General features: G+C 52.8%; 14 protein-coding genes and 1 pseudogene. 14 read left to right on the top strand and 1 reads right to left on the bottom strand.

From position 1 onward, the window contains the following. The first annotated feature begins 62 nt into the window (after positions 1–62). Both D3P08_RS06195 and D3P08_RS06190 read left to right on the top strand, forming a co-directional pair. On the top strand, positions 63–2,963 hold the full coding sequence (locus D3P08_RS06195; RefSeq protein WP_119598548.1) for a PD-(D/E)XK nuclease family protein: 2,901 nt from the start codon (positions 63–65) through the stop codon (positions 2,961–2,963). After that, entirely contained in the window at positions 2,956–6,240 is a 3,285-nt protein-coding gene (locus D3P08_RS06190) for a UvrD-helicase domain-containing protein (protein ID WP_119598547.1), read from the top strand. Before D3P08_RS06195 ends, D3P08_RS06190 begins: the two co-directional genes overlap by 8 nt. Before the next feature lie 86 nt (positions 6,241–6,326). On the opposite strand, the gene D3P08_RS06185 is transcribed toward D3P08_RS06190, so the two are convergent. Then, the gene (locus D3P08_RS06185; protein ID WP_119598546.1) at positions 6,327–9,122 is read right to left on the bottom strand and encodes a family 43 glycosylhydrolase; all 2,796 of its coding nucleotides are present in this window, start codon (positions 9,120–9,122) and stop codon (positions 6,327–6,329) included. Positions 9,123–9,435: 313 nt separating this feature from the next. Here D3P08_RS06185 and D3P08_RS06180 point away from each other — a divergent pair, with 313 nt between their 5' ends. The 12 genes and pseudogenes from D3P08_RS06180 to sigK (D3P08_RS06125) all read left to right on the top strand — a co-directional run bounded on the left by D3P08_RS06180 (position 9,436) and on the right by sigK (D3P08_RS06125) (position 23,710). Continuing rightward, positions 9,436–10,719, top strand: a complete 1,284-nt coding sequence (locus D3P08_RS06180; RefSeq protein ID WP_119598545.1) for a methyl-accepting chemotaxis protein — start codon at positions 9,436–9,438, stop codon at positions 10,717–10,719. 254 nt (positions 10,720–10,973) lie between these two features. After that, the gene (sigK, locus tag D3P08_RS06175) at positions 10,974–11,672 is read left to right on the top strand and encodes an RNA polymerase sporulation sigma factor SigK (protein WP_119598544.1); all 699 of its coding nucleotides are present in this window, start codon (positions 10,974–10,976) and stop codon (positions 11,670–11,672) included. A 248-nt stretch (positions 11,673–11,920) separates the two neighbouring features. After that, positions 11,921–12,592: a hypothetical protein gene (locus D3P08_RS06170; protein WP_119598543.1), complete on the top strand. Its 672-nt coding sequence runs from the start codon at positions 11,921–11,923 to the stop codon at positions 12,590–12,592. Position 12,593: 1 nt separating this feature from the next. Further along, positions 12,594–14,135 (top strand): dynamin family protein, encoded by a 1,542-nt coding sequence (locus D3P08_RS06165; RefSeq protein WP_119598542.1) that lies wholly within the window; start codon positions 12,594–12,596, stop codon positions 14,133–14,135. After that, positions 14,068–15,204: a hypothetical protein gene (locus tag D3P08_RS06160; RefSeq protein WP_119598541.1), complete on the top strand. Its 1,137-nt coding sequence runs from the start codon at positions 14,068–14,070 to the stop codon at positions 15,202–15,204. Before D3P08_RS06165 ends, D3P08_RS06160 begins: the two co-directional genes overlap by 68 nt. 7 nt (positions 15,205–15,211) lie before the next feature. After that, complete coding sequence (locus D3P08_RS06155) at positions 15,212–17,347, top strand: dynamin family protein (protein WP_119598540.1); 2,136 nt, start codon at positions 15,212–15,214, stop codon at positions 17,345–17,347. Next, positions 17,313–18,023, top strand: coding sequence for a glycine zipper 2TM domain-containing protein (locus D3P08_RS06150; RefSeq protein ID WP_119598539.1), 711 nt, complete (start codon positions 17,313–17,315; stop codon positions 18,021–18,023). Before D3P08_RS06155 ends, D3P08_RS06150 begins: the two co-directional genes overlap by 35 nt. Before the next feature lie 17 nt (positions 18,024–18,040). Continuing rightward, positions 18,041–20,845, top strand: coding sequence for an ATP-binding protein (locus D3P08_RS06145; RefSeq protein ID WP_119598538.1), 2,805 nt, complete (start codon positions 18,041–18,043; stop codon positions 20,843–20,845). Beyond that, positions 20,835–21,656, top strand: a complete 822-nt coding sequence (locus D3P08_RS06140; RefSeq protein ID WP_119598537.1) for a hypothetical protein — start codon at positions 20,835–20,837, stop codon at positions 21,654–21,656. The genes D3P08_RS06145 and D3P08_RS06140 overlap by 11 nt, the downstream gene beginning before the upstream one ends. An 18-nt stretch (positions 21,657–21,674) precedes the next feature. After that, the gene (locus tag D3P08_RS06135; RefSeq protein WP_119598536.1) at positions 21,675–22,091 is read left to right on the top strand and encodes a hypothetical protein; all 417 of its coding nucleotides are present in this window, start codon (positions 21,675–21,677) and stop codon (positions 22,089–22,091) included. A 9-nt stretch (positions 22,092–22,100) separates the two neighbouring features. Further along, positions 22,101–23,048 carry a hypothetical protein gene (locus D3P08_RS06130; RefSeq protein WP_119598535.1) on the top strand — a complete coding sequence of 316 codons (948 nt, stop codon included), beginning with the start codon at positions 22,101–22,103 and terminating at the stop codon, positions 23,046–23,048. An 88-nt stretch (positions 23,049–23,136) separates the two neighbouring features. Further along, positions 23,137–23,710 (top strand): annotated as a pseudogene (gene sigK / locus D3P08_RS06125) (RNA polymerase sporulation sigma factor SigK). Positions 23,711–23,777: the final 67 nt, after the last annotated feature.

The raw sequence follows: 23,777 nt of genomic DNA, 5'->3' as shown, positions 1-23,777 counted from the left end.
ACACGAAAATGCTAAATATGGAAAAGCATGCTTGTGATTCGGGCTATTGAGGAGGATGGAAGATGAGCAGCCTCATTAAGGAACTGTACGCCATACTTCAAGAAGAGCCGCTTAGCCGGAAGCGGCTTATAACCGGAAGCTACGCGCAAGGACATCTGTGGCTGGAGCGGGCAAGCCGCGAGCATGGCCCTGTTCTTCATACGGAGTCCGTCACGCTTGAGGCTTGGGCTTTGGGGCTTGCGAAGCTGGCGCTGGCGAAGCGGGGTCTGCGTTACGTCTCGCCGGCTGAGACCAAATGGATCGTTTGCATGCTCCTTGAAAAGCAGCAGACGAGCGGTCAATCCTCCTATTTGCGCGGCCTTACTTTAACCCCTGGACTGACGGACGTCATTTATGAAGCGCTGCTTGAGCTTCGATCATGCGGCATTGTTGCGGATTCGCTAGATCCGGAAGCATTTGAATCCGTGGATAAAGGAAAGTTTCTGCGGGAGCTGCTGCGGCAATACGAAAGCTGGCTTGCGACGAATAAGCTGGCGGACTGGGGCGGTCTTGCCGAGGCGGCGGATGATCTGGCAGTCCGGCCCGATGCTTCAATGCTGATTGTCGCGCCGGACGTGTTGCGGTCCTTGGCGGACCGCAAGCTGATGGGGAAGCTGTCAGGCGGCCGGTACCGAGTGCTGGAGGCGGAGCCTTCCTTTTTGGAGCCGGGGGATTTTCCGTTAGCGGGGCTCGAGTTCTTCCACGCCTCGGGGGCGCTGGCGGAGACGAGAGAGGTCATGCGCAGGCTCTTATCGAATGAAACGGCGCTCGATGAAGTTGAAGTGATCGCTTCCGATCCTGTATCGGGCGTGCTTGCGGTACATACGGTCATGGCGGCAATGGAGCTGCCCTGTACGTTTAGCGACGGGCTGCCAATTCGCGCAACGAACGCCGGCAAGGCGGCGCTGCTCTACCTGGACTGGCTTGAATCCGGGTATCAGCTGGCTCCGATGGTAACGGCCTTTCGGCAGGGCGTTATTTCCTTGCGCGATGAACAGGGAGAGCCCATCTCCGCGGCAAGGATCATTCGGGAGCTGCAGCAATCCGGCATCGGATGGGGCAAAGAACGTTACATGCTTCTTGGCAAGCTGGCTGCGGTTGAAGGGTTAGCGGAAGAGCGGGCTGCTTGCCTGCTTCTGCTGCATCGCATGTTCGATGGGCTGCTATCGCCATTGGATGAGGGCGCCTTCACGTCGCCGGATACGATGCTCCGGGAGCTGCTGCAATTTCTTGACCGGCACGCCGTCTTGCCGGAAGAGAAGGACTACGAGGCGGTAAGCCGCATCCGGGCGCTTCAGCAAAATCTTCAGCCGGCAGGGGCAATACGGCTTAGGGGCAATCTCGGCCTCAGGTATGTACGCGAAGCGGTCGAGAGCCTTCGTGTTGCTGCGGAGCCGCTCCCTAAGCCAGGGCGGCTTCATGTGTCATCTCTAGGGACAGGCGGGCAGTCGGGACGTTCCTATACGTTTATTACAGGCATGACGGAAGGCTGCTGGTCAGCCGCAATAAGGCAAAATCCCGTACTGCTGGATGCGGAGAAGGCGCGGCTTCACCCCGAGCTGCCGTTAAGCGCTGCCGATATGGAGCGGAAAATCCGTTCAAGAAACAGCCGCCTTGGCATGATTCGCGGAAATTGCGTCATGAGCTATTGTTCATACGATATGGCGGAGCAGAAGGAGCACATGCCGGCGTACGAGCTGCTGCACCTATACCGCAGGCGGAGCGGTGAGCGCGATGCGGATTACGCAAGGCTGCATCAAGCGATGGGGCGAATGATCGCCTTTGCTCACAGCCCGTCCCAGACTGCGGCGGATGCGACAGAGCTGTGGACTCGCGCTTTGACAGGCAGTCATCAAACGCTTCGCAACGGGGAACGGCTGCTGCATTATGCGTATCCTTCTTTGAAGAAAGGGAAGGAAGCGGTGTCGGCCAGAACGGCACTGTCCGTATCGGTTTACGACGGTCTTGTGGAGAGGGGACGGCATAAGGAGGAGCTGCCGGGCGACGCCGGCGCAGGCCATGCGTTCAGCGCGAGCATGCTGGAGCGTTATGGAAGGTGCCCGCTGCAGTATTTTTTCCTATACGAGCTTGGCGTCCAGCCGAATGAAGAAGCTCTGTATAACCGTTCGCAATGGCTTGACGCGAGCGTGCGGGGAAGCCTGCTTCATGGGATTTTTGAGCAATATTTAAAAGTCTCCATTCTGAGGGATGGCGGGGATGATCTGGATTCACTGATTCAAATCGCCAAAACGATGATCCGGGCCTACGAGGAGCGGGTGCCTGCTCCCAGCTCTGCTATCGTCAGGAAGGAAACCGCGAGTATTCTAAACGATGTCCGGATCTTCTACGCGAATGAACAGAAGAGAGGATCGAAGCCGGTGCTGACGGAGCTCAGGCTGCACGGGGATTCGGTCCCGCTGCTTGTAACCTTCGAAGGCGGCTGGTCGCTCCCGTTAAAAGGCTACGTCGACCGGATCGATGAAATCGCGCCGCATCGCTACAAGATTTATGACTATAAAACAGGCAATCCGAATAAATTCGGCGGGAATGAATGCTTCGCAGGCGGGACGCAGCTTCAGCTTCCGCTTTATGGGCTTGCGGCGGAGCAATGGATGCGGCAGTCCGGCTTCGACCCGGAAGCGGAGGTCGTGGAATCGTCGTATCTGTTCCCGACGGAGAAAGGCATGGGCGAGGAAGTGAGCCGCCCCCAAAGCCGAAGAGCGGATCTAGCGGCGCTGCTTCAGGCTATAACGGCCAGTATGCGGGAAGGGCTGTTCCCCCCTGCATCGGATAAGAAGCAATGCGTGTGGTGCGATTACCGCCTGGTTTGCGGCAACCATGCGGAGCTGTTCGCGGTCAAGCGGGAAGCGGAGCAGAACGCGGAGAGGCTGCGCTTTATTTTGGAGGTGAGCCGTTATGATTAACGAAGCTTCGCTGCTTCAGACGGACGCGGAAGCGCGCCGGCGTATTTTGGAGGAGCTGGATACCACGTTTCTTGTGGAAGCGGGCGCCGGTTCCGGCAAAACGACTTCGATCGTCGGCCGGATGATAGCCGTCATAAGGGAAGGCAAGGCGGAAGCTCGGCAAATGGCGGCGATTACGTTCACGAATAAAGCGGCCGCGGAGCTGATGGGAAGGTTCCGTATGCGTCTGGAACAGGAGAGCGCCAAAGCGGCGACGGATGAGGAGCGCTCGCTTTGGGACGAGGCGCTGCGGCAGCTCCCGGCATGTTTTATCGGCACGATCCATGCCTTCTGCGGCAGACTGCTCCGGGAGAGGCCGATTGAAGCGGGGCTGGATCCGGCATTCCGGGAAATCGACGAGTCCGAAGATTTGGAGCTGCGGGAGCGGAACTGGGATCGTTATTTGATGTTGCTTGAAGAGCAGGGCGCGACGGAGCTGCTGGATGAGCTGATCGAGCTTAATATGACAGTCGAAGATTTGAGAGCGGTGTACCACCGCGTGTCGCAATATGAGGATGTTGAGATTTTCACCGAGCCGGCGGAGAAGCCGGACTTCAGCTGGATTCGGGAATCGCTTCCGCCGTTACTGGAAGAGGCCGCGCCCTACATACCTACTTACGAGCCGGAGAAAGGCTGGGATCCTCTTCAGAAGGCCATCCGTCTGGCGCTGCGTTATCTCGATACGAAGGGGACGAACGACGAGATGAGCTTGCTGCAGCTGGTGAAGCTGTTCGACCGGGGGTTGTCGGTGACGCAGAACCGTTGGACGGATAAACGGATGGCGAAGCAAATCTCGGATAAGTTCCAGCAGTGGCGAATTACGATGCTCGAGCCGTTTTTTACGAAATGGCGGGAATACCTCCATCCGAAGGTCGTGGCGTTTGTGCGGCCAGCTGTCCGGTATAACAGGGAGAGCCGCCTTGAGGAAGGCAAGCTTAATTTTCAAGATTTGCTCATGAAGGCGGCGGAGCTGCTGCGGGCGGACTCGGAGATTCGGCGCTATTTTGCAGGGCGCATCGAGGTGCTGTTCGTGGATGAGTTTCAAGATACGGACCCGATTCAAGCGGAAATGATGATGCTGCTGACGGGGGCGGATCCGGCGGAGGCCGATTGGCGCAAGGCGGTTCCGCGGCCGGGGTCCCTGTTCGTCGTGGGCGATCCGAAGCAGTCGATCTACCGGTTCCGAAGAGCGGACATTTCGACCTATAACTTCGTGAAGAGCCGGATTGCGGCCTCGGGGGCAGTGCTGGGACTGAACCGCAACTTCCGCTCCGTGAAAGCGATCGGCGATTATGTGAACTACGCGTTTGAAAGCAAATTTGCGGCCCCGGACCAAGCTTCCGATTTTCAAGCGCCTTATGTGCGCATGCTGACGCAGCTGCCTAATCCCTCGGGGAAGAAGTCTCTCCATGGCGTTTATACGATGCATGTGCCGAAGCAGGACTTTGACCGTCAGCTGGACATTGCTTGCTGGGACGCGGAACGAATGGCGTCCTACATCGCGTGGGCATGCCGAGGCAATCTAACCATAACGGTCGATAAGGATGGGAACGGGCATGCGTTAACCCGCCCGGCGGCGCCCGGCGACTTACTTATTCTGGTCAAATACCGCAAGTATATCGGTCTGTACGCGGCGATGCTGGAGCGATACGGGCTGCCCTCGGAAACGTCGGGCAGCGAGACGATGACGGAGGAGCTTGCCGCCGTTCGCTCGCTCGCTCAAGCCTTGAACAACCCGCTCGACCAGGTGGCGCTGCTGGCGGTGCTCCGAGGGCTGCTTTTCGGCATCAGCGACGATGAGCTGTATCATTACCGCCGCGAAGGCGGACGAATTTATTTGTACGCTTCAAGGGAAGAGGAAGCGTTGTCGGAGAAGGGCGCCAAGGTAGAAGAAGCGTTAAGCGCCCTTCGGAAATACGCCGAATGGTCCCGAAGCTTGCCGGCTCTATCTGCGCTCAGCCGAATGCTCGATGACATGGGCTTAATCGCGGCTGCCGCGGGCGGAGGGGCTTCGGGCGGAGCGATCCGGAGCGGGACCTTGATTAAGCTGCTCGAGACGCTGCAGCAGGATGCGGACGCTGCCGTCGATTGGGCGGCGTTGACAGCTCGGCTGGTCAAGCTGACGGAGGAGGAAGCGCTGGAGTCGGCCAGCCTCTTCTCGGGGAGCGGAGCCGCTGTCCGCATCATGAACCTGCATAAGGCGAAGGGGCTTGAAGCGCCGGTCGTATTCCTCGCTTGCCCGTGCGGCAATGTCGATCACGACGCGACGGAGCATATCGATCGGCTGGCCGAGCGGCCGAAGGGCTACTTCACCATTTCGAAGCAGCGGGACAGCTACACGAGCGAAGTGATTGCGCAGCCCGTCGGCTGGGCGGAACGCAACGAGACGGAACGGCTCTTCATGCATGCGGAGACGGAGCGGCTCTTGTATGTGGCGGCAACGCGGGCGAAGCAGCTGCTGATCGTCAGCCGGTATCCGTCGCGGCCGGCAATTGATCCGTGGAGCCTGCTTGCAGGCTCGCTGCAGCATCAGCTGGAGCTGGACGAGGCGAACGCAAAGCCTGTTATACCCGATGAGCTTCAGATCATGCCGGACATACAGGGGTGGTCTGCGGAGCGTAGGTCGCGCTTGGAGAAGGCGGCGAAGCCAAGCTACCGGAGCGCTAGCGTAACAGGTCTTGCCAAGTCGGCCGGCGGCGGCAACGTTCCGATTCGGCGTTCGGCGGAGGGCAAAGGCATGGCCTACGGCATCTTGGTTCATCGCTGCTTGCAGGCGCTTGGCGAGGGAATGGACGTTTCGGACTTGCCGTTATTTTGCAAGATGGCTGCTCAGGAGGAGGAAGCGGAGGAGAAGTGGATCGAGCCTGCTCTTGAAGCGGTCCGGAAGACAGCCGAATCCGAGCTGTGGGAGCGGTGCATGCGGTCGGTGAGAAGATATTTCGAGTTTTCGTTCCAAGCTGCAAGAATGGAGTCGGAACCGGCGGATAGCGCTGACGGAACGGCGGGCGCCATCCTTCTTCGCGGCGTCATAGACCTCGTCTTCGAGGAGCAGGACGGCGGCTGGGTGATCGCGGATTTCAAGACCGACCATCACGACCTCTCGCAGGAAGAGCGGCTTACGGCTTATTATAGGCCGCAGGTCAAAGCGTACGCGGAGGAATGGGAGAGGCTGACCGGCGGAAAGGTGAAGGAAGCGGGGCTGTATTTTCTCCACTCGCATCGGTATGTTGTGGTGTAAGAAGTCTGCTGGAATGGGAAGCTTGGTTGCCATTCCGATTTGAGTAAACAAAACCGACCTTTCGCAAGGTCGGTTTCTTTGTTTCACTATTGGAGAATCGTCCTCGCGATAAACGCCAAGTCCGCAATGTCGATGACGCCGTCTTGGTTCATATCGTATTTCTTGACGGCGTTCCAATCCGGGCTAGTCGAGTCCTTGCCGTAGCTGGCGGCGACAAGCGCGAGATCGCCGACGCTTACCTTGCCGTCCGAGTTCGTATCTCCCGGCGCGGCGGCGGTTCGGATCTCGATCGGTAACGAAACAGGCGGCAAAGCGGTCTCGGCGCCGTCCGCATTCGCAAGCAATGCCTGGGAAAGCGTAATGGCCGTCTGCGAGACGGGCTGAAGCGCTTTCCAATGAAGCTTTAGCAAATCGCCGTCCGCAGCGACCGCATGTCCGGCCCCCTCGCTGACAACGAGAATTCGCACTTGGCCCACGATATCAGTCCTGGAATCGATGACGACAAGCCCTTCCATCAACGATTCGACCGAAATAAATTGAAGCTTCGACGGATCATAATGGAACACAAGATCTTGCGCGTAAATCGCTTCTTCCGGGCTGCTTGGCACTTGCGCCAAACCGTACGTTGCCCCGAAGGCGCTTCCCGCGGCAGTCTGCTGCGGGCCGGTGAGGATTGCGGCAAGCGCCGCAGGCTCGGCATCATTCGGAACATCCGCCTTATACATCGACATAAAGTCGACATTGACGTTGCCGATGCTGCCGTTGTCGATCCGGTAGCTGATGACGTTTTTGCCAGATGATAGGGTTAACCGTTCGGAAGCCGTGAACCACTCTTCCCAGCTGATCGCGGTTTTGTCTGGAGCAATCGTCTTGACGTGAGCGCCGTTCACATACACATTGATTTTCGCGCGGGACGGCAGCTGGGTCGTTGGATGATTCGTCGATTCTCCGTTCACTTGCACGCCATAGGCGTACCTTAAACCTACAATATAATCGCCAGCCGTCTCCGCCTCAACGACAAAGCTGGCTTCCGCGCCGACCGTTTCGGGCAAATGGATATATCCGGAGCCCTGATGGTTGGCGTAGCGATTTTCAACCGTAATATCGCCATACAAAATGGCGTCCTCCGCTTGATACATAACGCCAAGCCCTAAATCGCCGGATGGCAGCTGCTGCCACTCGTAAGGGGAGACGGGTTTGCCGAAGTTAGGCGTGCCGTCTTCGTTCCAGCCGAATTTTTTGATATGGACCTGTCTCCACCAGTTGCGCTCCGTGTCCTTGTAGACGCGGGAGTGATAGATCATCCAATCCTCCGTCCCGTCCGCCGATTTCACGAAGCCTGCCCGAGCCGGACCAGAAACGTCGCTTGTCGACGTGAACACGTCATTTTGACGAGTCCATGAATCAGGATTCAGGACATCCCCGTCGGTATTCATGAAGTAGGATAAGCGGTATCCGTTCGATGCATAGTCGCCTTCCGATACGGTAATAAAAATTTTGCCGTCGCGCTGAAGGACGCGAGGACCTTCACCGCCGCCGTTCCGCAGGATCGTGCGGTCTGCCGAAATGGTATAAGGATTATCCATTGGGGCAATGGCCGGGCCTGCAGGCTCTCCGGGGCCTAACGTTCCCCATACCCCATACAGCTGTCCGTTAAGCTCGAACACCGTAAAGTCGTTAGCCTCTCTGTACTCGCCGTTCACGCCGGTATAGATGGCGCCTTTGCTTACGTATTCCCCTTGAGGATCGTCGCTGACGGATTCGAGCACAGTCGCCATATGCCGGTACCCGTATTCCTTCAGATCGGCGCAGTAGTAGATGTACCATCTGCCGTCCAGGAAAAAGATTTCCGGAGCAAAAATGCGAGTCTGCGTGCCCTTCGAGTCGAAAACCATGACCTTTTCGCCCTGATCGACCAGAGTCCGCGACTTGGATACGTATACTTTGTTATTGGAATCCAGGTTGCTGGAGGAGACGAAATAATAAAAACCGTCCTTATACGTTACGAAGGGATCCTGCCCCTGGTATAACGGGTTGTTGAACTTCTTATGCACGGTGGGGCTTGTAGCGCCCAATTGTTTCATAAAAGCGGAACGCGCATCAGATACGGTTTGTATCATTTCGGAAGCAAGAACAGCTTTTTCCCTGTCGTCTATTTCCATTCCGTCCATCGAGCTCAGCAATTGTTCTGCCGATGCCTTCACTTCATTCAGGCGGGCTGCATCATTTTCCGATACTTGATCTGTAAAGCTGCTTATCAAATACTCGGCCTTTTGCACTTCTCCGTTCAAATCTTCTTTCTTCGCGGCAAGGGTGCGCTCCGCCGGCAGGTATAGGGCCGATTCCGGAACAATCTCCCGCTGCTGGCTGGCGCTTTCCCACTCCATGCGGAGCCATGCGCCGCCCCAGCCCTGCAAATATTCAATCTTCACATCGTAATGCTTGCCTGCCTCCAGCCAGATCGGGGCGCTGGACTGTTCGATTTCCCACTTCTGCTGCCAGAAATCGATGATCAGCTCTCCGTCGAGCCACAGTCTGAAGCCGTCGTCGCCTACCATATGGAAGATGTATTCCTCTGAATATTTGGGTACGATCGTGCCTGTAAATCGGGCGGTGTTGTAATCGGGCGAGCCGGTCATCTGGTTAAATAGACTTGTGAACGAGTCGCCATTCAATTGACTGACCGTCCGCTCTCCGCGAAAATCGTCAAATTTAAAAACGTTAATATCCTCGCGATTATTGGGGTTCGGGACACAGCGATAAAACTCGCCAAGCAGACCTTGACCTTCCGCAGCCGGATCCGCGGCATGCGCTTTAACGGGAACGGCCGCTACGCCAACGAGCAGCAGGAAGGCCATCACCGTTCCGAATACGCTTCTCATTCCTGTTCCTCCTCTTGTAGAGCTTTAACATTGTTCGCTTACGGATGCGATGGACGCGATTGGCAGCCTCCTTCCAAAACGTGATGGTATGATCGATATTTCATGATGCCGCATGCCTTCAACTTAACATAAATAAGAAAAGATAGATTTCTAAAATCCGGGTCTTTTTTGCAAATTTCCATCCTTTATGCATGACGCGAACCGTTGTGTTCGTGCCTCGTTTAGGGAGGGGTGTGATATAAATCACAGTTTTTGATAACAAAATGTGACATAATTCATTGAGAATCTTTCATTATCGTCAGGGGGAGCAACGATGAAGCTGCTGAACAGTCTTGTTACAAAAATCGTTGTAGGCATTAGCGTTGCAGCAACGGTAACGTACGGCACCAGCGCGTTTTTTATTTTCGTGCTGAAGGATTATTTGGCTCCGAATATGGAGTCGTGGCTATTTACAAGCTTGACCTTTGCGTTAGGCGTTTTTTGGACGGGGTTTCTCGGCTGGTTAACGGCAAGATGGCTGGTGGGACCGCTTAACGCGCTGCATAAAGCGGCAAGCGCTGCGGCTAAAGGCGATTTGAAGGCCGCGGTGGCGATTCCGAATTCCGGGGACGAGCTTGCGCAGCTGGCTTCGTCCTTCAACCAGATGATCACGAGTCTACGGGGAATTGTAGCCAATATCGATGAGCACTCCACGGAGACAGGGACGGAAGTGGAGCATCTGCGGCAGGCGCTGGAGCAGGTAGCGGGCTTGCTGACAGGCGTGACCGAGCGCGTAGGGGAAATTTCCGGCAATACCGATAAGCAGGCGGAGCTTTCTCGCTCGATGTACGCTTCTATTGAAGAGATTGCCGTGATTTCCTCCGATGCGAAGGCTTGTACGGCGGCCGCTCAAGAAGATGCCGGACGCATGGCGGAAGCCATGTCGAAGAGCAGCGAGGCCATCAGTTCGATGTCTTCAGCCATGAATAGACTGGCGGCCGAGGGCAGCGAGACAGCCGTTATGATGAAAAACCTGGAAAACCATGCGGTTCAGATCGGGCAAATCATCCATGCGGTGGAGGAAATCTCAGACCGTATCCGTCTTCTCGCGTTGAATGCTTCAATCGAAGCGGCCCATGCAGGCGAGCATGGGAAGGGCTTCCAAGTGGTTGCCGGCGAAATCCGAAAGCTAGCCGATCATACCACAACCGAAGTGAAGCATATCGGCGGCCTGGTTGGGGCGATTCAGTCCGACTTGACGGTAGCGGTTGACCGGATCGAAACGCAGGCGCAGCATACCGAAGCCGAAGCGGCTCATACGGGCGAAACGATTAGCCGCATGCAGCTCATCATCACGCAATCTGTCCGGCGAACGGTTGAAGCCATCGACCGAATCGCGGAGCTGATGTCCACCCAATCGGCGAAGATGAGCGCCATGCAGGCAGGCGCGGAGCATGTAGCCGACGCGGCGGGTCAAAACGCCGAGAAGCTGGGAATGATCGCGGCGTCGGTGCAGGAGCAGAATGCGATGGTGGAGGAGGTTGCCGCCGCTTCCAACGAGCTGCGAAATATGACCATTGCCCTGCAAAGCGGAATCGGGCAATTCCGATATAGATAAAGGCGGATGGGAAGTCCGGCAGTTCTCAGAGTGTGAGAGCATGCCGGGCTTTTTCGCGTTACGTATGGAAGAGATTGAAATTCGACATGTTTCGCAGCCCTCCGTTAACGACGTTTAAAAATGATTCTTTCATGACGTACATGCACAGATAGGCCCACGCCTACATACAATGTACAACTGACGTTCTTGCGAGCACGGACGAAGGCTCGGCATGAGCCGGCAGTCCTGCCAATACAGCATGGGGGGTACGGAGCATGGGATTTTTTACGGCTATCGCTTTGTTCATTAAGCAGCTGACGCTGCTCGTGTCGTATGTGAAAAATAACGCGTTTCCTCAGCCGCTGAAGGAGGACGAGGAAGCAAAGCATTTGGCGTTAATGGCAGAAGGCAACCCGCACTCGCGCAACTTGCTGATCGAGCACAATTTACGTTTGGTCGCCCATATCGTCAAAAAATTCGATAACACGGGCGAAGATCTAGAGGATCTAATTTCGATAGGCACAATCGGCCTGATCAAAGCCATCGAAAGCTTCCAAACGGGCAAAGGCACGAAGCTTGCAACCTTCGCAGCCCGTTGTATCGAAAACGAAATACTTATGCATCTTCGCAGCTTGAAGAAGACGCGCAAGGACGTATCCTTGCACGATCCGATCGGCACGGATAAAGAGGGGAACGAGATCACGCTGATCGACATCCTCGGGACCGAGTCCGACGATGTGGCGGATAAAGTGCAGCTCAAGATCGAGAAGAGCAAGATTTATAAGAATTTGGACATATTGGATGACCGCGAGAAAGAAGTTGTCATTGGCCGGTTCGGGCTGGTGCATGGCGGGGATGAGCGGACGCAGCGGGAGATTGCGAAGGAATTGGGGATCTCACGGAGCTATGTGTCGAGGATTGAGAAGAGAGCGCTTATGAAGCTGTATCATGAGTTTTATAAGTCGAAGAGATGAGTTAGTAATAATATGAAAATCATGAGTCGGCTTCTTCGTATCAGTTCACTCTGAGCGTAAGAAGCCGACTCATTCTATGTTATATAGTTTTAGAAGGCAAAGTGGATTTGAAAGAAAGGTATTTCCTTTCATTTTTTCAAAGAAAATTAAGGAAGTGTTGGAGATTTTAATGTATAGTTATAAATACCTATTTAGTTAGTTGATTTGAAGGTTTTTGATTCTTTTGAACATATATAGGGGGTTATGAATTGGGAGTAAAGTTGGATAAAGAGCCTCCGGTAGGCACGATAGACCGGATTCACGAGCTTAATATGCTGCTGAATTCGAATATGGCGGATGCGCTGCAAGCCTCGCAAGAAGCGAGGGACGCGGTTGCCCAAATGGTTGCACAGATGGAAGCGGCGGATTTGGCGTTTCGCTCGGAATGGGACAAGCAGAACGAAGATTATATGAACAAGGTCAACCAGTTGCAGGAAAGCTTGCAAAAGACGCTGCTGGTTTCTTCCAAGGATGTCGTAGAGAAATTGACCGTTGGTCAACAAGATGCGGTTAAAGCGATTTTCGAGCAGGATCGGAAGACGTTTTTGAAATTCCATGAACAGCTGGAACAAATAAAGGCCATGCTGCAAACGGCATCGCAATCGAACGCGGTCCTGCATATGGATACGGTGAATCATCTCTCAAAAAGCAAGGACGATACGCTAGAGGCAATCAAGCAATTTCGCCTGCAAATGGAAGCTACTTTATCTGCAGTGAATAAGGCTGTGAACACGTTTAACCAGACACTTGAGAAAATGCACGTTGATATGATCGCCAGGTTGGACGATCAAACCCGGAAGCTTCGGAAGAGCCAGAACATCTGGGGGATCGCGCTAATAGTAGTTATTGTTCTGGTCGGGTATTTCCTCCGGGAGGTTTAGTATGTCGATTTCAGGCTTTCAAGTTATGATTATAGCGGAATCCATGCATGTGGCGATTCCCCCTTATTTCTATTATGACGAAGGATATATTCAGGTAGGGAGACAAGTGGAACAAGCCATTGATCTGTATCCGTTCTCCATCTACCATATCTACGACGAAAATGATAGGGCTCGGCTAGAGGCATACGCCCAAACGTTGCAGGAGTTTGCGCATCGCATGATCGGGCCAAAGCCCTATGTCATTCAACTCGATGCTCCGCAGCCGGCTTTGCAGCGAGTGCTTGAGGATAAGCTGGCGGGAAGCTCGGTGAAGGTTCAGGCGCCTGATTCAGATACGCACGCGCCGAAGCTGCCGGAGCTGCGCCGCCATCTTGTAGCAGCCCTGACTAATCGGTTGGTAAGGCAATATGAGCTTGATGGAGTCAGCCATGCCCGCATCGAGAGAATGATTCTGCTTCGAATCCGTCATTATACGAGAGATTTGCTCGAGAAGGGCCATACATGCGTCGCAATGAAGCTGGTGGAACGGGGTGAGGTCCGCGCGATCCGCTTCGAGTTCGGATGCGAGGAAGTTACGACGGCTGCCAAAGTGATCGAGCTCATGAAGCGGTCTGACGCCTCTGCGGACGACTACACGCAGATGCTATACGAGCTTTATGAAGACAACTACAAGGTAACGTTCATCAGCCCGTTCTCGTACGGCAAATCGACTCTAATTAACGGGCTGCTCGGCGAGCAGCTGCTTAAAGCGGATATTCGGGCAGAAACGGCGATCATTACGAAGGTGGTCAGCGCAGACGCGTATCGGTTGTTCGTGAAATACGACGATGGCCGCATAGTCATGCAGTCGTTTGAAACATATATGGAGCTTAGTCTGAAACTGCAGGAGTTTACGGGAGTAAGAAGCGAAGAGGCGCCTGTAGAGGTGCAAATTCATCACCGTTCCGAGGCATTTCGCGGACTTACGGTTATCGATGCGCCCGGCTTGAATTCAAGGCATGCGGATCATAATCAGAAAGCGAACGAAGCGTTGGACATGAGCGATCTTGTTCTGTTTCTTAAGAGTCCGAGCCATATCGGAGAGTCTCATTTCACAAAGCAGATGGAAGAGTTCCTTCAGTTTATTCGGGGCCGTAATAAAAGATATGGCTACGTGCTGTCAAAGCTGGATATGTTTAGCGATGATTACGAGTTAATCATGAATGAAATGGAAATTGTGCTCAAACAGATCGATCCGGACTATAAGATGGATCAAGTGTTTTTCGTCTCCGGTTACTTTGCGCTTTATGGCAAGCTTCTTCGCGATGACAAGATCGAACTGGACCAGGTCCGCCGAAAGAAGGAGATCTTTGCGCTCGAGGGAGACGACATTTACGCAGGGCGATCGCTAGAGATGCATCATTGTCAGGCGTTGATCGGGTTCAGCCAGATTGAACAGCTTGAGACATTCATACTGGCAAGAGGGAGGATGAATCATGCTGCAGACGAACTCCGTCTGGATCGTCGAGAACCAGCGGCAGCGGGAGTCGCTGAACACGCTTAGGTCCAAGCTTCGCTTCAAGTCGGTCGTGCTTGAGAAGGAATGCGACATTACCTCTCTTCCGAGTTATGATATCGTTTGTTTTTTACTTGTTCCTAGCCAGATCGGCAACCGGTTCTTCTTAGAAGCCATCGCCGAAATATTGAATGTGCGAAGAAATGCGAAGACGATTTTCTTCGCTATTGACGCATGCGATCAACTCGACGCGCAGGAGCTTGTCAAGGTAAGGCTGGAGCTTAATGAATCGGTCCGGTCATACATTCCTGATCCGGTTGTCTTCGCGGTATCGTCGTTCTATGCGGCTGTATATCATAGCTATTCTCACGGAGATCTCTCTTTGTACGAAGTACAGCAGAATAGGGAGTTTCTCATCTCGGCACCGGAAGGCCTCCTATCCGGACGAAGAATCAGCCCGCAGCACATGGAACTGTTGCCGGAGCTGAGCGGTATGGATCGATTGGCAGAGAGACTGGAGCAGGTTTCATTCGGCATTCATGATTCCGGAATCGACGTTACGCGCAAAAATTGGCTGGTTATCGGATCGCGTGGCGCAGGAGCCAGTACAGTTACTCGCATGCTGCAGTCTTCCCGTGCCGCCTCCAATGCCGTTCGCTTTACAGACGCGGGAGCAGAGGGGACGCCCGATCCCGAAGATGTTCGGGCTTATTATGACGGGATGGTGGTTGTGATCGACCCCGGCGCGATTCTGAAACCGTCCTATCTTGAGAAGATCTGCTCGCTCTATCCCGAACTAGAGAAGGTATTCGTAGTGAATCAGTTCGACCGATTCATGTACTATGGCTTGGAACCGCAAGCTCTAAGGTCGGAGCTGACGAGGGTCGTAAGGGAGTATACGAGCGAAGCTGTCTTTTTTGTATCTGCCTATTATTACGAGGAATGGGACCGGCTTCAATCCGGAGAGATCACGGTCCAGGACGTCATCCGAAACCCGGAGATCGTTCTGATTGATTCTCTCGCTTTTCCGATCGCCAAGCCGGAAGTTCCTCTAACCCTGCCGGAGCTGCTGCACGCCTCCTCCGGGTTCGATGACTTATTACATACGTGGGAGTGATTAACAAATGCTAGAAAGATATGCGGAGACGAAGAAATATTTGCTCTCATTTATCGATGAACTGAAAAATGCGGATTCGGTCGATCAGCAGCTCTTGACGAACTCGACGCTGCAAGACGAGGCGGTTCGGCTTGAAAAAGGCGATTTCAAAATCGCTCTCGTCGCTCCCTTCAGCGCGGGCAAATCGACTTTTATCAACTCCATTATCGGCAAGGACCTGCTCAGTATGGATATCCGGGCAGAGACATCGGTTATCACCAAAATAAGCTACTCTGAGCAAATCCGCATTGAGATTAGCTATATTCATAGTCCGAAAATTGACGTGGTGGAGACGGATGAAGAGGGACAACCGCTTAATTATCATTCCTGTAAGGAGATGCTGAAGAGGATAACAACTGTTCGCGACGAGACGAATGAAGAGAGAATTCGGCAGGTCGTCGTCTATTGTCCGCTCGATATCTGCAGAGATAATGTAGAGATTATCGATACGCCGGGCTTGTTCTCTCGTCATGAGAAGCACGAGGCGATCACCAATAATATCATTCCACAGGTCAATGCGGTTATCTTTATGATCGACCCTGACAGTGTGGGTGAGGAACATTTTACTAGCAAAATTCGCAATTACGTTCAATCTGCGAAAACGTCCAGTCTCGAAGAGGACGGCCGTCACATCTTCTTTGTCATCAACAAAATCGATATGTTCGACCCGTCGGACATTGCCAAAGCTCGCGAGGAGCTGGAAGGCGTTCTGCGCGGCATTATTCGCAATCCCAACATTCATGAGGTGTCAGCATACTACGGTATGCGCGGGAAGCAGCTGTATTCCGGCGATCTCCCGATTACGGAGATTCAAAGGGACCGCAAAATCAAGATTCCGGATCCGCTCGAGCCGGAGTTCCCGATCAGCGGGAGATTGCTTAGTGAAGAGCATGCTCCGAATATTATTCAATTCAGTCAGATTAGACAGCTTGAGTTGTCGCTCGGGGAGTATCTGCAAAGCAAGAACAAATACCTCATTACGGATGTCATTTCCAGCATCCGATCGATATTGTCGGACAGTGTGAACAAGCTGAGGTTCGAGGTCAAGGAAATTCAGTCAACCTTGCAGGAGGACAAGTCCGTTTACATCGGAAAAATCGACATGTTGAAGGAAGAAATCGAGGATCTGAAGGTTCAGACATTGGAGCAGATTAACGGTTTGGTAAAGAGGAGAATCGTAGGCGGACTTGAAGGAAGCGGGATAGAGGATGAAGTTTCCGACGAGGTTAGCGGACTGCTCGTGGATGTGACGAAAGATTTCGAACGCGAGCTGTACAAAAAGTGGACTAAGGCCAAGGTGTCAATCGACCGAAGCAATGCGGAGGAGACGGTTCAATCCTTATTCCTTGAAGCGGAGGAGTTCCTTGTTCTGAAGGTAAAGGAGCTTGTTCGCCACTCTTTCCTGATGGTTAAGGATATTATTAGCGGTTTGATTGGGGATATTCAGGTCCAGCTCGACGTCGTAACGGAGCGAATGGAAGAAGCGGAATTCAAAAACCTGGGCTCCAAGATGAATCGAATTGGTAACCTGAATGTTGAGAATCTTGTCGGAGTGACCATGAACAAGATCGAACGCGAATTTTCGAGCATTCTCGTCTCGGTGGCCAAGGATTGTCAGCAGCGCGTGGAAGAGGCCGGCAACGCCTCGACCAGCCAGGTGAAGGTCAAAGGCTTTTGGAACTGGGTCAAAGGATGGTTCGGCGCCGAGGATTACGAAGAGAAGTTTGACCTGCATCGCTTCAAGAAGGAGCTTGACGTCGTCATTACGGATTTGACGGATTCGATGAATGTCAAGCTGCAGCAGAGCCAGGTCGCTATCGTCTCGCCGATTATGGAGATGGCCAACCAGATCGTCAAGGATATTAACGGCGAGGTTGGCAAGATCATTACGAATGTCGTGAAAATTAAGCAGAATGTTCTTGCCGATCTGCGAAAGGAAATGAATAAGAACGAGGATGAGAAGGAGGCTGCAGTCGGAACAAAAATGCAACTAATTTCCAAGGTGCGTGAAATAGTCAATCGGTTCGAGTCCAGAATTTCTACCTTGCTGGAAGGAGGGGCCAGCACCGATGAACTTTCAGAGCAAAGCGCAGTCCATTCATGAGTACTTGGACAAAATTTACGAACGGCTTATTAGAGACTGCAGCAACGTGAACGATTGGGCAACAATCGAATCGATTTGCGGGCTTGAGGCCGGACGTTTATCGAATTATGCCTATGCGGTCAAAGAAGATGTCTTGGACGAGTTGCGTAAGCATTCCGAATTTAGTCTGGCGGACGAGTCGAGAAAGCGAGAGGTTCTGTCTGCCATCGAGAGCATTCATCATAAGCTGGCCATTCCAGCCTTTGCGATTCATCAGAGCGAAAGCATGGAGACTGTATATGAAGAGAGACCGGGCGCGAGCGGCATTCCGTCGCCTCCCCGGCCTCAGCGTTCTGCTCCAATCTTAAATATTGGGACCCCAATTGGGGCGGTGGTCGGAATTGGTATCGCCGCAGCAGTCACGAAGAGTATTCCGCTCATCGTATTAGGGACTGTAGGCGGCGCTATAGTCGGCACATTGACTGGGAAGGCTGTTCGCCTGAATTCAGGAACACAGCAGAGGCACTCGTCGCGAGTAACGGCGGACCCGGCAACCGCTTCCGCAACCGCAAAAGCTAAGCAGCGGATTAGCCACAGTAAGCTAGCGGCCGTCATAGAGAGACGAAGAAAGGATATCGTTAAACTGTTCGATCACTATTTGCAACAAATTGAGGACGCCTGCGGTCCGATTCTATAGCGGAAGAAGGGTTGGCATTGGCCGATGCTTTAACAGAAATTCAAAGATTGCAGCGCCTTCACTCCGCTCCGGAGGAGGCGAGGCTGAAATCGACGGGAAGAGCGGGCAACGACTATCGCTTCTTCCAGATCAAAAAAATATCCGTTGCGGAAGAGAGTGAGACTGAACCGCTGCACGCTCATGTCAACCGTTGCGTAAGTCAGTTTTTGGCCTCGCTTGCGGATGCGGCATCACCGGTACTGCTGCGGATCGTAAGCAGCAGCGAAGGGAATACAATCAGCTTCTATATCGGTTCCAAGCCGAAGGGAAATCGGTCGCTCTCCGGAAGGTTTCGTTCCTATTTTCAAGGAGCGGAGCTGATTGAGGCCGAGCTCCAAGAGGGAAGAGAGGTCTACTCCCAGCACGGTTTGATTACGGGGATTCCTGCAAGATCTGAGACGGATGTATATGCCCATCTCGTTCCTTTGCTTCGCTGGATGGCAGGGAAGGACATTATGCTGGAGGTGGCGGCGAAGCCTGTACATCGTCTGGTCGTACACCAGCAGCTAAAGCAAGCAATGGAGCTTAGGACCGATTATTCGGCTCAGCTGAAGGTCGGTCGCTCGGAGAGCAGGGCAACTTCCGAAACTTATTCCACCAGTCAAGGGGAGACCTCGACGGACGGGGGGAATAACGGAGGCAGTCTCGTCCTTGTCAACTCGGGCGAAACATGGAGCGAAGGAAGCACGCAGTCAACTTCGGACAGTACAGGAGTGACCGAAACCAAGACGACGAATCTTGAAGTAACGGACAGTCGGTCGACAGAGCTTGACCGGCTGCTGGAGCAGCATATCGAACGGTTGAGGGAGGCCATTACCTCAGGCTTGTGGCGGACCGTTGTCTCGATCTATGCAAATAACCGAATCGATCTTACGGATGCGGGCGAGATATACCGATCTGGCTATAATCGAGGCGCTATCGAACCGTACCAACTATTCGTCCTAGGCGAACCGGCCTGTCCAACCGAATGGTTCGAGCGGGATCAGGCGGCAGTGGCGCTCGACATCTTCCAAGAGCGATTCCGGGAATATTCGTTCGTCACGACCGAAGAGCTAAGCCGGCTTCTCGAGCTCCCGAAAGAGGACTTCAACGGTTATGAATTCTCTCGCGCTCCGCGTTTCAGCCAGAACCCGCTTGGCTGGGAAGGAATACCGCTTGGTCATCTATATGACGGCGAACAGCGAACGGATGCGATTTTCAGACTCGACCCTAATCAACTGGTCAAGCACATGCTTGTTGCCGGGATTACGGGGAGCGGGAAGACAAATACGATTTTTAATCTGCTTCGGGAAGTTAAGGTGCCGTTTCTCATAATCGAGCCCGCGAAGAAGGAATATCGGAGCCTCAAAGCGGCTTTCCCAAATCTGAGGGTCTACACGCTTGGTCAAGAAGCTGTGTCCCCTTTGCGTCTTAATCCGTTCTACTTCGAGCCGAGCGTGAACATTCAGCAGCATATCGACAATTTAAAGGTTATTTTCAATGCAGCCTTTACGATGTATGCTTCCATGCCGAATATTTTGGAGCAGTGCATCACCAATGTATATATGAAAAAGGGCTGGAGCCTTACGACTTCCCGTAACATCTATCAGAGTCATGAGGGCCACTATCATAAGTATTTTCCGACAATTGAGGACTTGTATCATGAGATCGACCAGTATACCCGTGAGCTTGGGTACGCCCAGGAGCAGATGCAAAATATTCGGGCCGCGTTGCTTACTCGGATGAAGAGCTTGATGACAGGTGGTAAAGGGGCGATGCTCAACACGGTGGAAGTGCTGAATATGGAAGAACTACTCGCCTGCCCGACTGTTCTGGAGCTGGACGCCGTTGCGGATGATGATGAGAAGTCACTTGTCATCGGCCTAATTTCGGTATTTATCTATGAGTACTTAAAAGCGAAAACTGTTAATTTCACAGGCGATCTGAAGCATCTGCTCGTGCTTGAGGAGGCGCATCGCATATTCGCGAATGTGCAGCAGCAAGGCAATCCGGAGACGGTGAACATTAAGGGCAAGGCTGTCGAGAGCCTCAGTCATATTCTATCGGAGATCAGAGCTTATGGGGAAGGTATGATTGTTGTCGACCAAGTTCCTACTAAACTATCGCCAGATGTATTGAAGAATACGAATACGAAGATTATCCACCGGATCGTTTCGAGGGACGATTGCGAATATGTGGCTAATTCGCTTGGGATGCCCGATGAGAAGGTTTCCTTTATCAGCCGGCTGCAGAACGGGGCTGCACTCATCTATTCCGACGGGATGAGCGGACCGGCGCATCTCCAGATTCTCCACGGCAAACAAGGCATTGCCTTCGTACCGGACCGGGAGCTGGCCGAGGGAAGCCGGGCATATAATCTGCTGCTTCATCGCATTCGTCCGCAACATCCGCTTACTGAAATCATTATGCAGAATATGGACGCATATGGCGAGCTGAAGAAGCTGGCCGGCGAATTCTATCGGGTGCTGTTAAGAGAGGAACTCCGGAATCTTCCGGGAAATTATGCGGCGGTGAAGGAAAAAATCGTAAGTCAGGCGTCGGAGTACGGCTTCGATCTGAGCGCTATGGCGGACGACTTTATTCGTTCCTTCCTGCGGGAAGCACTGTTTTATATGGTGAGGACGGATTCGCGGTTGGGACTGCAGATCAATAAAAGAATCCGGTTCGAGCGTTATATAGAATGTGTCCTGGAATTGCTGACGAAACAATATGACGAGAACGAGAAGGAATACACGCTGCTGGAATTGAACCGGCGCAGATTGGAGGGTGAGCATGCTGTCTGATCTATCTTTGGCGTTTGAGACAGTTAAGAAAATGACGGAGAATACGGAGGCGGTCAAGCAAGCAGGCGAGGTGAAGAATCTAGAATTCGTCGATACGGAAATCGGAGGCCGCGAGATACCGAACACCGAGTCCGGTCAAGGTTTAGAACTCCAAGATCAAAGCAGGCTGATGGAGGAGCAGAACCGGGAAGTCAAAGAAGCGGCTTATATGTCGGACGATATCGGGCTTCGGGAACAGACTCAGGAATTCGGCGACCCGGCTTATATTCGCGAGCTGCGCGAATCCTACCCGAATATGGATACCGTGCTCTCGAAAAATGAAGAGATTCTTCGGGATCCCGGCTCCGATCTTGCTTATCAACGAGCCGCGGATACGCTTGAACGGTATAAAGGGACGGTCTTTGAGAACGAAATCAAAGATTCGTTAGGCGATCGGTTCGAGCTGACCGAGTCGAAGCAAATGACAGTGGAGACCGAATATGGCGAGACCAAACCGGATGTGGTTCTGCGGGGCGCGCTTGAGGAGATGCGGATTGGGGATCTGACAGTCGGTAAAGGGGAAGATCTGTATATCGAGGCCAAATGCGGCTCTGCCGAATATATACGGAATCAGATGGGCCATATGCTCGAGCAAGTGGAGGGACATGAGCAGAATTCGCTGGTCGTCGTTACCCGTGATTATCTCGATATTGCTCCGGATGTGCGCGCGGAGTTTGAGAAACAATTATCGGAGAAGGGGAGTCATCTCTATGTTGCGGATGTACGAGCCATGGATATCAGCAACGGACTGTTCAGCAGCCTTAAGCTGTAGGATGGAGGATAGGATACGATGAGACAAACGTACTACGGTGTAGATCCTTCCGTACGGAAGGAGTTGGAGGATGGACTGCGGCAGTTTAATCGGTTGACCAGAAGCCTGTTCGACCGGTCGGCGGATAGCGGAAAGCTGGAGGGTTTGAGGAAGGAGCGGGACACCCTCCAGGATGAAATACAGGCCAAATTGACGCAATCTGGACAAGTGCTCGGGTTTCTGACGGAGGAGCAGTTGGAGGATCTGGACAAGCTTTTGAAGGAGATCGAAGACCCCGAGATTCGGAGTTTGCTGGGGGCCAATCATATTCCTTATGGCTGTCTGGAATCGGTAATTGGGGCGCTGATAAGTCTTCCGCAGCCTCCGCGCAACCTTATTTTCTTTTTGGAAAGGGCCAAACAGAAACGATTTCATGTTATTGTTTGGATTATGTAGGTGCGGAACATGGATTTCAAAATGATCTCCGAGAATGTCTCGACTTTTTTGAAAAAGCAGAAGCAGACGATCTTGAACAACCCGCAAAGCATCAATATGGTCATTCGAAAGCTGGAATTATACACCGATACCTTCCACGGCGAGCTGCAAGAAATGCTTCGGCTGGAAGGAAGGATTGTGAATGCCTCTCTACTCGCTTCCTTCGGTCCCAAGCCCCAATTGGGCGAGTTCAATCTGAATCAGCTCGGCGAGAGGGAAAAGGCTAAATCAAAGATTTACCAGCTTTCTCTCCGATTAAACCAGGAGCTGCAGGTGTATGGCCCCAAAATGAGAGCGGTGTTCGCCACTCATCATACATTGGAGGACTTTCGAAATAAGGTACTAATTCTGATCAATAAAACGATTAATTTTCCGCTACAAGGCACGGACCTTGATTTTACGATCCGCGGCATTCGTATGGAGTTTCATCCTGAAGTCTGGAACTGGGATCGCTCCTTGGCGCGCCTGGAAAAAATGTTTCAACAGATCGGCAGTACCAGAGTAATAGAAAATTATTTAAGCAAGTACGGCGGTCTGATCCAGCAAAGCAGCGATCACATCGTTAAGATATATGAGCTCTATTTCAGCAAATGCATAGAAAAATATAAGTCATTCTACCAAGGGAGCGAGGAAGCGCTTGTGCCAGAGGCGGCTTCTGCGAGCCTGGCAGTTGGCAAAACATCGGAAGCGAGCAGTACTGCGGAGGAATACATCAGAGAAATAGAACGTGAGTATGATTTGGAACAGACAACACGCCTAGAAAAGATTACAGGAGAACAACAATCGGAGAAAAACGTTACGGCGGTTACCATTACGTACAGTAACAATCAACAAGCTGTCATTCGTTTGAGCCAATTGAGCGCGGAGGAACGCGAGGAATTGAATCGCCTGTTGCTGAGATTACCCAAGCTTCATTAGGTGAAATCCTGATTGCTGCTAGGGTATGGGGCAGATAGCAGAAATGGTTGAACAAGTGGCATGATTTTAGTTCGTTTAATGGAGTCGTATGTTAATATTAACACTACCCGGTTGGACCGTTAAAAAAGTTAAGTTGACATCGGGTCGTATCCACAACGTCAAAAAATTCGATAACACTGGGGAAGATCTCGAGGATTTGATCTCCATCGGCACCATCGGCTTGATCAAAGCCATCGAAAGCTTCCAAACGGGCAAAGGCACGAAACTCGCGACCTTCGCAGCCCGTTGTATCGAAAACGAAATACTTATGCATCTTCGGAGCTTGAAGAAGACGCGCAAGGACGTATCCTTGCACGATCCGATCGGCACGGATAAAGAGGGGAACGAGATCACGCTGATCGACATCCTCGGGACCGAGTCCGACGATGTTGCGGATAAGGTGCAGCTCAAGATCGAGAAGAGCGATTTATAAGAACTTGGACATACTGGATGACCGCGAGAAGGAAGTTGTGATAGGGCGCTTCGGGCTGGTGCATGGCGGGGATGAGCGGACGCAGCGGGAGATTGCGAAGGAATTGAGGATTAGCAGGAGCTATGTTTCAAGGATTGAGAAGAGAGCGCTCATGAAGTTGTATCATGAGTTTTATAAGTCGAAGAAGTGATAATAGCCCCAGCGCACAGAATACCGTTAGTAATAGATGTACCATTTGCTGTAACTTCAAAAAATGA

Source organism: Paenibacillus nanensis (assembly GCF_003583765.1).
GTDB lineage: Bacteria > Bacillota > Bacilli > Paenibacillales > Paenibacillaceae > Pristimantibacillus > Pristimantibacillus nanensis.
This window is presented reverse-complemented; position numbering and strand designations above follow the sequence as displayed.